The following is a 16,308-nucleotide window of genomic DNA, read 5'->3' as shown; positions in this document are numbered from 1 at the left end:
CATGAGGGATTTTGTAAAAATCCGTCGAAATGTTGATAGGTTTTTTTACTTGGCGTTAACATATGTGTTATACTGAAGGGGCAAAGGAGGCGTGCCCTATGAACTTAACAGTACGAGGTCAACAGATCGAGGTTACCGACGCTTTGAAGGACTACGTTGATAAGAAATTCAGCAGACTTGAGAAGTATTTCGATGCACCCCCGACGTCTGATGGAAGTGTAACGTTAAGCACAACCAGAGATTTGCACACTGTAGAAGTAACCATTCCTTTGCCGGGGCTTGTACTCCGTGCCGAAGACGAAAGCGATGACATGTATGCATCCATTGATGCCGTGGTAGACAAGCTAGAACGGCAAATTCGCAAGCACAAAACTAAGCTTAACCGGAAATTCCGGCAGGAAGGTAGTTTGAAAACTCTTTTTGTGGAAGATCCAGCGGGTAGCGTGGCTGTTGCCGAAGATGAGGATGCGGAAATGGATGAGCTGGAAGTCGTTCGTACCAAGCGTTTCTTGTTGAAACCTATGGATGTGGAAGAAGCTATTCTGCAAATGAACATGGTTGGACATAATTTCTTCGTATTTTCTAATATTGATAATGAGGAAGTTAACGTAGTTTACAAACGCAATGATGGTAAATACGGTCTGATCGAACGAGAATAGCCTGTGAAGCAGAAACTCATCACATTTTAAAGTGAATAGAATGTTTTCGATTGAAGCATGCTTCATGGATATTAGGAAAATGATCATAACACGAGCCTTATCCTTGCGAACCTGGCGGGATAGGGCTCTTTTATATGTTTATTGTAAACATGATTGAAAATTTCAGCTTGGACAGGTGTAACCAATTGTGTATTTCGTGCGTCAATTGTTTTGGTATCTTTAACCGGATGCAAATCTGGAGGCTGCTTGTGTTGCGGCATGTCCTACAAACTGTTACAATTTATGCAAAGAACATCGCACGATGGGCTGGTATAGCCGGGCCTGTCAAACATATCGGGAATCAATTTCATCATGGACCCTTTCTTATTGTGAAATTGATTCTATTAATTGTTTTGCGCGAAAGGGGTAAACCATGCTAGGAATTGTCAAAAAAATTTTTGGGGATACAAATGAACGTGACGTCAAACGTTTAATGAAGACGGTTGAACTGATCAATAAAATAGAGCCTGATTTTGAGAAGCTCTCGGATGAGGAACTGAAAGCCAAGACGGCGGAGTTTAGAGAGCGGATTGAACAAGGTGCTACGGCTGAAGAAGTGCTGCCGGAAGCTTTTGCAACGGTTCGTGAAGCGTCCAAGCGGGTGCTGGGCAAACGTCACTATGACGTACAGATGCTCGGCGGTATTGCGTTGCACGAAGGAAAAATCGCAGAAATGAAAACCGGTGAAGGTAAAACACTGGTGGGAACATTGCCGGTTTATTTGAACGCTCTGTTGGGCAAAGGTGTGCACGTGGTTACAGTCAATGACTATTTGGCACAACGCGACAGCGGAGAAATGGGACAAATTTATAATTTCTTGGGAATGAGCGTAGGTCTGAACCTGGCCAATATGGATCATGCTGCCAAACAGGAAGCTTATGCTTGTGATATTACGTATGGTACAAACAATGAGTTCGGGTTCGATTATCTGCGCGATAATATGGTGCTTTACAAAGAACAGATGGTACAGCGTCCGTTGTACTTCTGTATCATTGATGAAGTGGATTCCATTCTCGTCGATGAAGCTCGTACACCATTGATCATTTCAGGACAAGCTCAAAAATCGACCGAGCTGTATTTTGCGGCTGATCGTTTTGTGAAGAGCCTGAATGTTGAAGAAGACTACACGCTGGATATTAAGGTGAAGTCAGTTGCTTTGACCGAAAACGGCGTATCCAAGGCTGAAAATTTCTTTGGTCTTGAAAACCTGTATGATCAGGAAAGTGTTACAATCAATCACCACATCGTACAAGCCTTGAAAGCTAACGCTATTATGCGTTTGGATGTGGACTATGTCGTGGCAGACGGTGAAGTCCTGATTGTTGATGAGTTTACAGGTCGTCTGATGGCTGGACGTCGTTACAGTGATGGTTTGCACCAAGCTATTGAAGCGAAGGAAAACATCATTGTCCAAAATGAAAGCATGACACTGGCGACAATTACATTCCAAAACTATTTCCGTATGTACCGCAAATTGGCGGGGATGACGGGTACAGCGAAAACAGAAGAAGAAGAATTCAAAAAAATCTATGGTCTGGAAGTGCTCCAAATTCCGACGAACAAGCCTAACCAGCGTGTAGATATGCCTGACGTAGTGTACAAGAGCGTGAAGGGCAAATTCCATGCTGTAGTAGACGAAATTCTGGAGCGTAACAAAAAGAACCAGCCGATATTGGTAGGTACGGTTTCTATTGAAAACTCGGAGCTTCTTTCTGAAATGTTGAAACGCAAAGGCGTTCGTCATAAAGTACTTAACGCCAAGTATCATGCCGAAGAAGCTGAGATTATTTCCCGTGCAGGTGAAGCTGGCGCGGTTACCATCGCTACTAACATGGCTGGACGTGGTACTGACATCGTACTGGGCGAAGGCGTTGCAGAACTCGGTGGTTTGCACATCATCGGTACAGAACGTCATGAATCCCGTCGTATTGATAATCAGCTTCGCGGACGTGCAGGGCGTCAGGGTGATCCGGGCTCCACGCAGTTTTACTTATCGCTGGGCGATGAGTTAATGAAGCGTTTTGGTGCAGACAACGTACTGAATATGATGGAACGCTTGGGCTTCGAAGAAGATCAACCTATCGAGAGCCGTATGATTTCACGTGCTATCGAATCAGCTCAAAAACGTGTCGAAGGGAATAACTTTGATCAGCGTAAAGTCGTTCTTCAATATGATGACGTGATGAATCAGCAGCGTGCTATTATTTACAAACAACGCCGTGAGGTGCTGGAATCAGAGAACATCAAGGAAATTGTGTTCGACATGATCAAGCCTGTCATTGAGCGTGTAGTGGAAGCTCACTGTGGTGATGATATCCCTGAAAACTGGGAACTGGAAGAAGTTGCGGAGTATGTGAACAACAACCTGCTTGAGGAAAACACACTTTCGCGCGACGATCTGTGGGGTAAGGAAAAAGAAGAGATGGTCGATATGATCTTCGAAAAAGTTACCAACAGATACCACAGCCGTGAAGAGATGATCGGCGAAGAAATGGTACGTGAGTTCGAGAAGGTTATCGTATTGCGTGCAGTTGACAGCAAATGGATGGATCATATTGATGCTATGGATCAATTGCGTCAAGGTATTCACTTGCGTGCTTATGGTGGTACTGATCCATTGCGTGAATACCAATTTGAAGGTTTCGAAATGTTCCATGCTATGATCGCCAGCATCCAAGAGGAAGTTGCGACCTACATTATGAAAGCACAAATCGAATCCAACCAAGAGCGTCAGGCTGTCGTTGATGAAGATAAAATCTCAACGAGTGGAGAACCTGCGGCTCCCAAAAAGAAATCCGCTCCTTCGCGTCCGCGTAGAAAATAACGGATTGAAATTAAGGGATAGATCTTGATATACACTATCCTCTGCAATGCATATAATGGCAGGCGGCAGTTCAACCACTGACCGTCGGCCATTTTGTGCCATCAGGGGACGACACTGATGTCTTCAACTTATAGCTTTTCTGTTGGAGGATCAGTCTGAACATTGATGAATGGCTAGATTGCTCTCAATTCTTTTTAAACAATTATGACAAATAAGCAAGTCTCTGCTTATTTGTCAGTCAATTCCGCAGTTGATCTGGCTCACATACCAGAGCCTGTTATTTAAAAGCAGTTTGACTTTACGGCGGTCGGGAGCGAAGCGGAGGATTTAAATCTGGAGAAGCGTCAGCGTTCGTAAGATCAAATCATTCGCGCAGCGTCTCTTACCCAGCCGTAACTCAAAACGCTTTACTCCCCCTAACCCTATATTAAAAGGAGAATGACACCATGATTGATCCAAGTGTAAAACATGATTTACGAGAAATAGGCAAGAAACTAACAAACCTTAGGGGGTCTCTTTGACTTAGATCTCAAACAGGAAATGATCGCGAACTTTGAGGAAAAGATGGCAGCGCCTGATTTTTGGGATGATAACGAAAAGGCCCAAGGCGTAATTGCTGAAATGAATGCTGTGAAATCTTCTGTGGACAGCTATGAACAGCTGCGTCAGGAATATGAAGATGCAGGTATGATGGTTGAGCTGGCTGAAGAAGAAGGCGATGAAGCGCTGGCTGGAGAAGTTGAAAACAGTATCAAATCCCTGCTGAGCAAGCTGGAGGAATTTGAGCTGCAATTGCTTTTAAATCAGCCCTATGACAAGCTTAATGCTATTCTGGAGCTGCACCCGGGGGCAGGCGGTACCGAGTCTCAGGACTGGGGACAAATGCTGCTGCGTATGTATACACGCTGGGGTGAAAAACGAGGCTTTAAGGTAGAGACCCTGGATTATCTGGCAGGTGATGAAGCGGGAATTAAGAGTGTAACCCTCTTGATCAAAGGCTACAATGCCTACGGTTATCTCAAGGCGGAGAAAGGTGTACATCGGCTTGTTCGTATCTCTCCATTTGACTCCTCCGGTCGTCGACATACATCGTTCGTGTCTTGTGATGTAGTACCGGAAATTGCGGATGATGTGGATATTGAGATCCGCACAGAAGATCTTAAAATTGATACGTACCGGGCCAGCGGTGCAGGTGGTCAGCATATTAATACGACCGACTCAGCTGTTCGGATTACGCATTTGCCTACTGGTATTGTCGTGACTTGTCAAAATGAACGTTCCCAGATCAAAAACCGTGAACGTGCGATGACGATGCTCCGTTCCAAGCTCTACGAGCGCAAGATTGAAGAACAACAGCAGCAATTGGACGAAATCCGTGGTGAACAGTCCGATATTGCATGGGGTAGCCAAATCCGCTCCTACGTGTTCCATCCATACAGCATGGTTAAGGATCACCGTACCAGCGTGGAAACTGGCAACGTCGGGGCAGTGATGGACGGCGATCTCGATCCATTCATCGATGGTTACCTTCGCAGCCAAATTAAGCTGGACGCAGAATAATTGTCTGTACGTTTTCCTACAGAACCGCAGTCTACGTGCCTGCGGCCTGTAGGAATTTTTGTGTGACGGTATTTTTATTAAAGGAGAACGTGAATGATGTCTCAATTGAACCCTCCCACTGCCCGCCGAAGAAGGCGTAAGCCTCTGATTGCCGCCAGTGGGCCAGCGCGTAACGTGATCGATGTTTTGCTAATTATACTCGGCTCCTTCATTACAGCGCTGACCTTTAACATGTTCTTGCTGCCCAACCGGATTGCATCCGGGGGTGTATCTGGCTTGTCTATCTTGGGCGAGGAGCTGTTTGGCCTGGAACCGGCCTATACGCAATGGGGAATGAACATTCCGTTATTTATAGCAGGAGTACTGCTATTAGGGAAAAAGTATGGCTTGCGTTCCCTGCTGGGCAGCATCATGCTGCCACTATTCGTTTATGTGACGAAGGATTGGGCAGTCCCGACAACCAATCCGTTGCTGGCTTCGCTGTATGGTGGAATCGGAGTAGGATTGGGCTTGGGCACTGTGTTTCGGGGCAGAGGCTCGACGGGTGGACTGGCTATTTTGGCGCAAATTATTCAAAAGTATACCGGTTTTAGCCTTTCTCTTTGTGTCATGCTAATGGATGGCACAGTGATCACGCTAGCTGGTTTCGCCCTATCGCCGGAGCGAGCTCTGTATGCATTGATTGGCTTGTTTGTAACCGGCAAGGTTATTGATGCTGTAGAAATGGGATTAGGCTACTCCAAAGTGGCTTACATCATATCCAATCAAAAGGAAAAGATCACGCAAACTATTTTACAGGATTTGGATCGGGGTTTGACAGAGCTTGCAGGACGGGGGGGTTACACGAACGAAGAACGTCCTGTACTTATGGTTGTAGTCGGGCAAAACGAGGTAACCCGCCTCAAAACGCTCGTTCGCTTGGTAGACCCGGAAGCTTTTGTGATTATTAGTAATACACGTGAGGTATTGGGTGAAGGGTTCAAAAGGGAAGGCTAGCATAATGTGGTCTTTTGGACGCTTGCTCTTAAATGAATCAATGTAGGAGAGCCCACTGATGTAGTGGGCTTTTCTCTTTTCAGAACAGCTTTATCAAGCCTTTTTTGGTAACAGATCAAGCCAATCTGCTGCTTGTCCTTGATTAAAATATGAGGTCGGTACTCCTTTTACTCCGGTTTTGACCATAAATAAACCGCCTGCTAGTGGTTGATCGGTATTATCGCCATCTTGAGCAGTTGTGATATACAACTCATCCAGATGTTCACCGCCAAAAGCACATGAAGTCACACAATTGACTGGAAGTGAAACCTCAGCAATTACTTCTCCCTGAGCAGGATGGATACGAGAAACACGTTTACCGCCCCAACGCGCGATCCACAACATGCCCTCTGCATCGATGGTCATGCCATCTGGATATCCTTCACTTTCATCCAATCTAGCTACCACTTGCTTATTCTTAATGGTGCCCTGTGTCACATCGTAATCGAAGGAGACCACTTCCAAGGTCGGAGTATCAATATAGTACATGGTACGATGATCTTGGCTCCAGGCTAAGCCATTAGATATGGAAGCTTTATCAACCAGTAAGGAGACGCTTCCTTTTGTGCTCAGACTATACAACGCTCCTTGCGCGCGTTCGCCATTTAAACTCATAGTTCCTGCCAAAAAACGTCCTGCAGGATCACATTTACCATCATTAAATCGATTTCCTGATCTACCTTCCTCAGGATCGTGGATCAATACTTTGGCTCCTGTTTCAATATCCAAACAGTATAGACCGCTGATCATGGCCACGATTACTTTATTTTTAAGATAAGGGACGACTGCACTAATATGTTCACCCACATCTATGGTACGATCTGTGCCTGTAGATGGATCGTAAATGTGTAATTGAAAACCCTCAATATCGACCCAAAATAAACGTTGCGACTGATGATCCCAACTGGGACCCTCGCCTAACTTGGCTTTAGCATCTATCACTAAATTCGCTGTATATGTTTTGATGTGTAGCACCCCTAACGTATAGGTTTATTTTCGTACATACTCACTCTTTATACCCTATTCAATGTCCAACGAATACATAAGTGCAGCAAATGGATAAGCCAGATGAATACCAATATACAAGATAATATATAAAGGGAACGCTCCTTTTCTTATGCAAAATAGAAGACTAGATTCGCAAGGGGGTCTGTCTTTTTTGTTTTCCTTAATTGTAGCCTGTACAGCTTGGCGGCCAAAAGAATGGGCAAGAGTGCATATTTTAAATTTGGAGGAATAACATGACATGAGGTGTTGTATTTATATGAATAGAGTCGTATAATAATACATATTTCATAGGGACGGAATGGAGGAAGGTCTGTGAGCAGCAAGCTAAAGGTAGCAATTGTCGGTTCCACTGGATATGGCGGAGTGGAGCTGATTCGATTTTTGGTTCATCATCCGCAGGTGGAGATTGTATCTGTTATTTCTTCATCCAGCGCGGGTGTCCCGATTAGTGATGGGTTTCCACATCTGACGGATATTGTGGTACAGGATTTGGACGGTGTCGATATCCATGAAATTGCTGCCAAGGCTGATCTGGTTTTCACAGCTACGCCATCAGGCGTTAGCACCAAATTAGTGCCACAGCTTCTGGATGCCGGACTGAAGGTGATTGACCTTTCCGGGGACTTTAGGCTCCGAAGCGGGGAAGCGTATGAAGCATGGTACAAAAAGCCTGCGGCTTCACCCGAGTATCTTAAGCGAGCGGTTTACGGACTCAGCGAAGTGTATGCAGAAAAGCTTGCTGGTGTTTCTTTTATTTCGAATCCAGGCTGCTATCCAACGGCAACACTATTAGGAATTATTCCTGCCTTAAAGGCGGATTGGATTGACCATCGGTCACTGATTGTGGATGCCAAATCCGGGGTATCCGGCTCCGGTCGGGGAACAAGTCTTGTTTCACATTATGCGGAGATGAATGAGAATTTTAAGGCTTATAAGGTGAATAAGCACCAACATATCCCTGAGATCGAACAGGTATTGGGTGATGTTGCGGGCGAGGACGTTACAATTACGTTTACGACACAGCTGGTGCCTATGACGCGAGGAATCATGAGTACAATTTATGTCACGTTGAAAGGTGATCATACGGATCAGGACCTTATCGGGTTATACCGGGATTATTATAAAGGCCATCCTTTTGTCCGTGTACGTGGCGAAGGTATATGGCCGGCAACAAAAGAAGTATTTGGTTCGAACTACTGCGACATCGGTTTTGCAGCAGATGCCCGTACTGGGCGTCTTACGATTATTTCTGTCATTGATAATGTTGTGAAGGGTGCCGCTGGGCAGGCGATTCAGAATTTAAATTTAATGATGGGATGGGAGGAGAACCTCGGGCTGGGCTTCATACCGGTATATCCGTAAGTAGCACGTAAACGCAACAGGTACAGGAGAACGACAGCGGGCAGGTTTGAGAACGCAAGCGTCCAGCTGCCATTCATTCCTTATAATGCGGGCGAGGGCACATAATTATGGGCAAATTAGGATTTACAGTCGTACATGGGGGCAACATCGTAACTCCGCGTGGCTTTACAGCCGGGGGATTGCACTGTGGATTGAAAAATACGAACCGCAACGATATCGGCGCGATTCGCTGTGAGGTAGAGGCGACAGCTGCTGCGGTGTATACCACTAATGTGTTTCAGGCTGCACCGCTGAAGGTGACCCGCGAGAGCCTGACAAACGGTCGATTACAGGCGATAGTAGTGAACAGCGGGAACGCCAATGCCTGTACAGGACAGCAAGGGGAGCAGGACGCTTACGCTATGCGTTCGGCCGCTGCTCGTGAACTGGGTGTGGCAGAGAGCAATGTAGCTGTTGCTTCGACGGGTGTAATTGGCGAGCATCTGAAAATGGATCGTGTGCTTGGCGGTATATCGTCACTACCTAAGCGGATGAGCGAGGCAAACGATGGAGCGGAGCAATTTAGCCAAGCCATTCTGACAACGGATTTGGTGAAAAAGGAAGCATGCGTGTCAGTTGAAGTGGACGGTGTGACCGTGCACATCGCCGGGGCGGCAAAAGGATCGGGTATGATTCATCCGAATATGGCAACCATGCTAGCTTTTATAACTTGTGATGCGGTCATCGGGCAGACGGCTCTTCATCAACTATTAAAGCAGGCCACGGATACTAGCTTTAATATGATTACGGTCGATGGGGATACCAGTACGAACGATATGCTAATCGCTATGGCAAGCGGACTGGCAGGCAACAGCGAGTTGAACGGAGAGCATCCTGATTGGGGGGCTTTTGCCGAGGCATTCACTTATATTTGCCGGGAGCTGGCGAAGGCGATTGCCCGTGACGGGGAAGGTGCTACGAAGCTGGTAGAGGTGTCCGTAAGCGGAGCGGTAAGCGATGCTTCTGCCCAGGCGATAGCCAAGACCGTAATTGGGTCCAGTCTGGTGAAGTCAGCCGTTTTTGGCGCAGACGCCAACTGGGGGCGAATTATTGCAGCCGTCGGACGTGCTGGAGAACCGGTCAATCCCGATACGGTAGACATCCGTTTGGGCGATATTGTGGTGCTGAGTCAATCAAGTCCAGTCGCTTTTGATGAAGCCGAGGCGCTTTCCTATTTACGTGGAGATACGGTTCAAATTATCGTTGATTTGCATCACGGGAACGGAATGGCTACAGCATGGGGCTGTGATCTAACCTACGATTATGTGCGGATTAATGCGGCTTATCGGACATAGATACCAGATTTAAATACAGATGGATTTTTAATAGTTAATAGAAGAAGTGAGCGGATATAGTTTTTCGCATCATTTGAAAATCGCACAAAATTGTGCAGAGGAGAAAAGGAGAGATGATATGCAATCGGCAGTGGGACACGCGGATCAAGCGAAACAAGCGGGACTGGCACGTCGTAATTTTGTGATGAAATGCGGAGGAAGTACGCTGGCTGCGTTGCCTGATTCCTTTTTTGACGACTTGGCCCGTCTGCAGTCGGAAGGCCTTCAACCAGTCATTGTACATGGCGGCGGACCTGCTATCTCTGACAATTTGGCGAAGCTGGGAATCGAAACGGAGTTCATTCACGGGTTGCGTAAAACGACTGAACCCGTGTTGGATGTCGTGGAAATGGTGCTGGCAGGCAGCATTAACAAGCAGATTGTTCGCAGAATAGGGATGCACGGAGGGCGAGCGTTGGGTTTGTCGGGCAGTGATGGCTATTTAATTGAAGCAAAGCCTGTGCCGAATGCTGCCGAGGTCGGTTGGGTTGGAGAGGTAACATCTGTTCAAGCATCGATTATTACGGGTGTGCTGGACATGAGCTATATGCCAGTTATTGCGCCTATCGGCATTGATCGATCCGGTCAGCGTTATAACATTAATGCCGATACAGCGGCGGGCGCGGTTGCTTCTCATCTCGGCGTCAGTCGAATGATTGTTGTGACGGATGTACCTGGTATTTTGAAAAAGAATGGTGTAGAGAAGAAGGTGCTGGAATCGATCACTATACAGGAAATTGAAGATATGATCAGCACGGGTGAAATCTACGGTGGTATGATCCCGAAAGTGAGAGCGGCTATTGCCTGCATTCACGGAAAAGTGAAGGAAGTCGTCATCGTTGACGGCAGCGAACCGCAGGTACTCAGCCGTGTGCTGAGCGGAGAATCAATTGGAACACGCATTGTGCGCATGCAGTAATTGCAATATATGCTCAACCTATATAACCAAACGATAAAGGGGCGTGAACGACATGAGTAAGGAACCGAATACGCTGGTGAGCGAGGAAATGCCAAGTACGAATGGAAGCGGAGCGCAAGCGCAAAAGGGGACGGCAAAAACGCAGGCAGATAGCTCTCTTTTTCCAAACTACGCAAGATACCCGCTTACACTGGTGAAAGGACAAGGAAGCTGGCTGTGGGATGATCAGGGCAAACGTTATCTGGATTTCATGTCAGGTATTGCTGTTACCAATCTAGGTCATACGCCTCAAGCTGTAGCGGAGCGGTTGAAAAAGCAGATCGATGAACTGTGGCATGTATCCAATCTGTTTCATATTCCTGGGCAGGAGCGGGCCGCGGCCTTGCTGACAGCTAATAGTAGCGCAGATGCGGTGTTCTTCTGCAATAGCGGAGCTGAAGCGAACGAAGCTGCTATTAAGCTGGCGCGTCGTTACCACCAGAAGGTGAAGCAGACCGGTCGCTATGAAATCATTACGTTCACGCAATCCTTCCACGGACGGACGCTGGCAACCTTGACTGCTACGGGTCAGGACAAAGTAAAAGAAGGCTTTTTACCGCTTCCCGCCGGGTTCAAAAGCGTTCCGCTTCATGACCAGGCTGCGCTCGAAGCAGCGATCAATGAGAATACAGCGGCAATTATGCTGGAAATGGTGCAGGCCGAAGGTGGCATGTATCCGGTAGACCCTGCTTTCGTAGATGTGATTACCCAGCTGTGCCAGGAGCATGGATTGCTGCTGATCATTGACGAGGTGCAAACAGGTATGGGACGGACAGGTAAGCTGTTTTCCTTTGAGCATTATGGGATTGAGCCGGATATTTTTACATTGGCGAAAGGACTGGGCAGTGGCTTTTCGGTCGGTGCAATGCTAGGCAAAGAATATTTGCGTGAAGCGTTCACAGCGGGCAGTCATGGTTCTACGTTCGGGGGTACACCGCTTGCTATGGCAGCAGTTCAAGCGACCGTTGAAACGATTATTGATGACAAGCTGCCAGAACGCGCTGCCGAAATGGGAGATTATCTCTTCCAGAGTCTGCAAAAGCAGCTTGCAGATATTCCTTTTGTCCAGGATATCCGCGGAAAAGGTCTGATGGTCGGGATTGAGTGTGCGGAGCCGGTAGCAGAGCTTGTTTTGGCAGGACAGAAGAAGGGCATTCTGTTCATTACAGCAGGACCGAACGTGATTCGCCTGTTGCCTAACCTGTATGTAACGAAAGACGAAATAGATCAGGCTGTAGCATGGATTGCTGAATTGATTCGGGAGCACGTAGCTTAGTGTAAAGACAGAAGCATCCGAGATTAGAGCGTAAAAGGAGAGGATCGCATGAGCCAGGGCGGCGCACTGCAACAGGTGAATTTGAAAGGACGGGACTTTCTAGAGCTGGACGATTACTCGCCAGAGGAAATCCAGTATTTAATTGATCTCGCCGTTGAAATTAAGCGTAAGCACAAAAACGGAGAAGCTTATCAGCGCTGAAGGGGAAAACACTTGTGCTGATTTTCGAAAAATCCTCCACACGCACACGGGTATCCTTTGAAGTCGGTATGTATCAATTGGGCGGGCATGCCCTTTTCCTCAGCAAAAATGACATTCAACTGGGACGCGGTGAACCGATTAGCGACATGGCCCAAGTCATGTCACGTTATCTGGATGGCATTATGATTCGTACCTTTGGGCACGATAATGTCGTAGAGTTGGCGCGTTATGCATCCGTTCCTGTGATTAATGGTTTGAGCGATTTGGCGCATCCGTGTCAGGTGCTGGCTGATTATCAAACCTTATATGAACAAAAGGGTAAGCTGAAAGGACTCAAACTGGCTTACATCGGAGACGGCAACAATATGGCGCATTCCCTCTTAATTGGTGGAGCAAAGCTCGGAGTGCATGTCTCCATTGCAAGTCCAGCTGGATACGAGCCTGACCCGAGTGTGGTCGCGGTTTCTCGTGAGATTGCCAAACAGACAGGGAGTGAAATTGTTATCACGCAAAGTCCGCAGGAAGCAGTAAAAGATGCCGATGCGATCTACACAGACGTGTGGGCAAGCATGGGCTTTGAGGAAGAGCAGAAGGAGCGTGAGCTTGCTTTTGCCGACTTCCAGGTGAATGAGGAGTTGGTTAAGCTCGCGAAGCCAGATTATCTATTCCTGCACTGTCTACCTGCGCATCGTGGGGAAGAGGTGAGTGCAGGAGTAATCGACGGTCCCCATTCGGTCATTTTTGATGAAGCGGAAAACCGTCTACATGCACAAAAAGCGTTGCTAGTTGCTTTAATGGGATACAGTTGATCGTAAAGAAGATAGAGGTATAAGCATTCGGGGAGGACTTCAACAATGGCAAAAGAAAAAATCGTACTCGCATATTCCGGCGGTCTGGATACGTCGGTCATTCTGAAATGGCTCAAGGAAACCTATGATGCTGAGATTATCGCATTTACCGCAGATATCGGACAAAAGGAAGAACTGGACGGTTTGGAGGAAAAAGCACTCGCTACGGGAGCTTCCAAAGTGTACATCGATGATCTGCGTGATGAATTCGCCAAGGATTTTATTTACCCAATGTTTCAGGCGGGTGCTTTATATGAAGGGCAATATTTGCTCGGAACGAGTATTGCACGTCCATTGATCGCTAAGCGGATGGTCGATATTGCGATTGCCGAGGGAGCAACAGCCATTGCCCACGGCGCAACAGGCAAAGGCAACGATCAGGTGCGCTTCGAGCTGAACGCGGCGGCGCTAACGCCGGACATCCAAGTCATTGCACCTTGGCGGCTGGAAGAGTTCCGCAACCAGTTCCCGGGCCGGGCAGAAATGATTGCCTATGCGGAAAAACACGGTATTCCGGTAACCGCTTCTGCAGCCAAGCCGTACTCCATGGACCGCAACCTGCTGCATATCAGCTATGAAAGCGGCGTGCTGGAGGACCCCTGGTTTGATCCGAGCGCTCCTGAAAATAAAGAAATGTTCTTGCTCAGCAACGCGCCTGAGGACGCCCCTGATGAAGCAGAATATTTGGAGCTGGAATTTAAAGCAGGCAACTGCGTCGCTTTGAATGGTGAACAGCTAACTCCGCTGCAAGTGATGGAAAAGCTGAATGAACTGGGCGGCAAGCATGGAATCGGACGTGTAGATATGGTGGAGAACCGTTTTGTGGGTATGAAGAGCCGCGGAGTCTATGAGACGCCAGGGGGTACAATCCTGTTCACTGCTCACCGCAAAATGGAGTCCATCACAATGGATCGCGAGGTTATGAATCTGCGTGATAGCCTGATTACCCGTTATGCTACCTTGGTGTACAATGGATTCTGGTTCGCGCCGGAACGTGTTGCTTTACAGGCACTGGTTCATGAGAGTCAGAAAAATGTCAGTGGTACGGTGCGCGTGAAGCTGTACAAGGGCAATATTATCGGTGCAGGCGTTAAAAGTCCGGTTAGCTTGTACAACCCAGACATTGCAACCATGGAAGCTGATCCGACGCAAGCCTACGACCAAGGCGATGCCACAGGCTTTATCCGCTTGAATGCTTTGCGTTTGAAGGTAAATACGGGCGTAACACAAAATCATAAATAAGATGTAATCAAAAAAATGTACGGAATGCGGGCCGTTCTTGTCCAAACGACGAGGGCGGCTTGTTATTGCAGAGAGGGGATCATGCAATGAGTAAGCTATGGGGCGGACGGTTTACAAAGCAAACGAACAAGCTGGTAGAGGAATATACGGCTTCTATTGAGTTTGATCAGGCGTTGGCGGAAGAAGATATTCAAGGCAGTTTAGCTCATGTGGCCATGCTGGGCAAATGCGGTATTATTCCGCAGGAGGATGCGGACACGATCAAGGGAGGACTGCACACCGTTCTGGAGCGTATCCGCCGTGGGGAAATTGAATTTTCCGTTTCGGATGAGGATATTCACATGAATATTGAAAAAAACCTGATCGAGGCCATTGGTCCGGTCGGCGGTAAGCTGCACACTGGACGCAGTCGTAACGATCAGGTAGCAACGGATATGCACTTGTATTTGCGCGGACGTGTGGTATCGCTGGTAGGTATGCTGCATGATGTACAAGTTGCATTAATTGGGCAGGCCAAGGACAATCTGGACACAATAGTGCCTGGATACACACACTTGCAGCGTGCGCAGCCTATTTTGTTCGCGCATCACTTGCTAGCGTATGTGTCTATGCTAGAGCGTGATATTGACCGACTCAAGGACAGCTACAAGCGCATCAATGTGTTGCCGCTCGGGGCTGGCGCTTTGGCTGGAACCACTTTCCCGATTGATCGTCATTTTGTAGCTGAGCAGCTCGGTTTTGATGGCGTCTATGAAAATAGCCTGGACGCTGTTAGTGATCGGGACTTTATCGTAGAGTTTTTGGCCGGAGCCTCGCTGATTATGACGCATTTGTCCCGTCTGAGTGAAGAACTGGTGCTATGGAGCAGCACGGAGTTTGGTTTTGTCGAGCTGGATGATGCTTTCTGCACAGGCAGCAGCATTATGCCACAGAAGAAAAACCCGGATGTACCGGAGTTAGTACGTGGCAAAACCGGGCGTGTCTATGGAAACCTCGTTGGTCTGCTGACAGTACTGAAGTCCTTGCCACTGGCATACAACAAGGATATGCAGGAGGACAAGGAAGGGATGTTCGATACGGTTGCTACGCTGGAGGGAGCCTTGCAATTGTTCGCTCCGATGATCGCTACGATGAAGGTGAACAAGGATCGCATGCGTCAAGCGGTCAACCAGGATTTCTCCAACGCAACGGATATTGCGGACTTCCTGGTCGGTAAGGGGCTTCCGTTCCGTCAGGCCCATGAGGTTATCGGCAAAACGGTGCTGTATTGCATCCAGCAGGGCAAGTATTTGCTTGATCTGAAACTGGATGAATTCCAGCAGTTTTCGGATCTGTTCGACGAGCGGATTTATGAGGTGCTTCAACCAGAAGCGGTAGTCAATGCTCGAAATGTGTATGGTGGAACCGCCACCGGTCAGGTGCAGGCAGCCATTGAACGCAGTGAACAGCTTCTAGTGAACACGTCAACATGGTTTGAAAATCATAAGCCAAAAAATTAATCTGTAAAGAAATAATTATTCTCTTGCACAGCAACGGGATGCTGTGTAAAATCAGATTTTAAGAATATTTGCCAGCTATGTTCTCAAAGGCACCGTTCGCGGTGTCTTTTGTGTTTTCTGAGGTATTTGAATGATTTATGATCGGAATAACCATGAACTACATAGATGTATTGAAAGAATATCATCCACGAGGCTTGATAACTAGTTCTATATACCTATCCATACATTAGTGTGAAAGTTTCTAGAATTTACATTTTTGTATACTACGCCTACTATGATTATGGTAGAATAGCACTAAGTTTTTCATTGAATTACCAATTCAATAGAACAAGAAGCATATGCGATAATTCATTGTCAAGTTATTATTGGTTTTTTCGACCAGGAAAATTGCATAAATGTGTAAATGAAGGGCTTGAATGAGAAA

At 47.2% G+C, this 16,308-nt stretch carries 11 protein-coding genes and 1 pseudogene; 11 read left to right on the top strand and 1 reads right to left on the bottom strand.

The window, feature by feature from the left end; all coding sequences use genetic code 11:
• Positions 1 to 98: 98 nt before the first annotated feature.
• The 4 genes from hpf to C400_RS0111685 all read left to right on the top strand — a co-directional run bounded on the left by hpf (position 99) and on the right by C400_RS0111685 (position 6,078).
• Positions 99 to 659: a ribosome hibernation-promoting factor, HPF/YfiA family gene (hpf, locus tag C400_RS0111705; protein ID WP_017427087.1), complete on the top strand. Its 561-nt coding sequence runs from the start codon at positions 99 to 101 to the stop codon at positions 657 to 659.
• 412 nt (positions 660 to 1,071) lie between these two features.
• The gene (secA, locus tag C400_RS0111695) at positions 1,072 to 3,522 is read left to right on the top strand and encodes a preprotein translocase subunit SecA (protein WP_017427086.1); all 2,451 of its coding nucleotides are present in this window, start codon (positions 1,072 to 1,074) and stop codon (positions 3,520 to 3,522) included.
• Positions 3,523 to 3,968: 446 nt separating this feature from the next.
• Positions 3,969 to 5,082, top strand: a protein-coding gene (gene prfB / locus C400_RS0111690; protein WP_100212693.1) for a peptide chain release factor 2 whose coding sequence is annotated in 2 segments (ribosomal slippage) — positions 3,969 to 4,040 and positions 4,042 to 5,082 — 1,113 coding nt in all. Because the reading frame shifts where the segments join, the coding sequence is not laid out codon by codon here.
• Between the two features lie 96 nt (positions 5,083 to 5,178).
• Positions 5,179 to 6,078 (top strand): YitT family protein, encoded by a 900-nt coding sequence (locus C400_RS0111685; RefSeq protein ID WP_017427085.1) that lies wholly within the window; start codon positions 5,179 to 5,181, stop codon positions 6,076 to 6,078.
• A 93-nt stretch (positions 6,079 to 6,171) separates the two neighbouring features.
• Here the strand turns inward: C400_RS0111685 and C400_RS0111680 are convergent, their stop codons facing one another.
• Positions 6,172 to 7,059: an SMP-30/gluconolactonase/LRE family protein gene (locus tag C400_RS0111680; protein ID WP_017427084.1), complete on the bottom strand. Its 888-nt coding sequence runs from the start codon at positions 7,057 to 7,059 to the stop codon at positions 6,172 to 6,174.
• 378 nt (positions 7,060 to 7,437) lie between these two features.
• Here C400_RS0111680 and argC point away from each other — a divergent pair, with 378 nt between their 5' ends.
• The 7 genes and pseudogenes from argC to argH all read left to right on the top strand — a co-directional run bounded on the left by argC (position 7,438) and on the right by argH (position 15,884).
• Positions 7,438 to 8,487: an N-acetyl-gamma-glutamyl-phosphate reductase gene (gene argC / locus C400_RS0111675; RefSeq protein WP_017427083.1), complete on the top strand. Its 1,050-nt coding sequence runs from the start codon at positions 7,438 to 7,440 to the stop codon at positions 8,485 to 8,487.
• A gap of 107 nt (positions 8,488 to 8,594) precedes the next feature.
• Positions 8,595 to 9,821 carry a bifunctional glutamate N-acetyltransferase/amino-acid acetyltransferase ArgJ gene (gene argJ / locus C400_RS0111670; RefSeq protein ID WP_017427082.1) on the top strand — a complete coding sequence of 409 codons (1,227 nt, stop codon included), beginning with the start codon at positions 8,595 to 8,597 and terminating at the stop codon, positions 9,819 to 9,821.
• Positions 9,822 to 9,939: 118 nt separating this feature from the next.
• Positions 9,940 to 10,779 (top strand): acetylglutamate kinase, encoded by an 840-nt coding sequence (gene argB, locus C400_RS0111665; protein WP_016822940.1) that lies wholly within the window; start codon positions 9,940 to 9,942, stop codon positions 10,777 to 10,779.
• Positions 10,780 to 10,831: 52 nt separating this feature from the next.
• Entirely contained in the window at positions 10,832 to 12,094 is a 1,263-nt protein-coding gene (locus C400_RS0111660) for an acetylornithine transaminase (protein ID WP_017427081.1), read from the top strand.
• Positions 12,095 to 12,142: 48 nt separating this feature from the next.
• Positions 12,143 to 13,104: pseudogene (gene argF, locus C400_RS0111655) on the top strand (ornithine carbamoyltransferase).
• A 45-nt stretch (positions 13,105 to 13,149) separates the two neighbouring features.
• A complete protein-coding gene (locus C400_RS0111650) occupies positions 13,150 to 14,385 on the top strand; it encodes an argininosuccinate synthase (protein WP_017427080.1) in 1,236 nt (411 codons plus the stop codon).
• Positions 14,386 to 14,471: 86 nt separating this feature from the next.
• The gene (gene argH, locus C400_RS0111645) at positions 14,472 to 15,884 is read left to right on the top strand and encodes an argininosuccinate lyase (protein ID WP_017427079.1); all 1,413 of its coding nucleotides are present in this window, start codon (positions 14,472 to 14,474) and stop codon (positions 15,882 to 15,884) included.
• Positions 15,885 to 16,308: the final 424 nt, after the last annotated feature.

The organism is Paenibacillus sp. ICGEB2008 (assembly GCF_000307675.1).
GTDB lineage: Bacteria > Bacillota > Bacilli > Paenibacillales > Paenibacillaceae > Paenibacillus > Paenibacillus polymyxa.
This window is presented reverse-complemented; position numbering and strand designations above follow the sequence as displayed.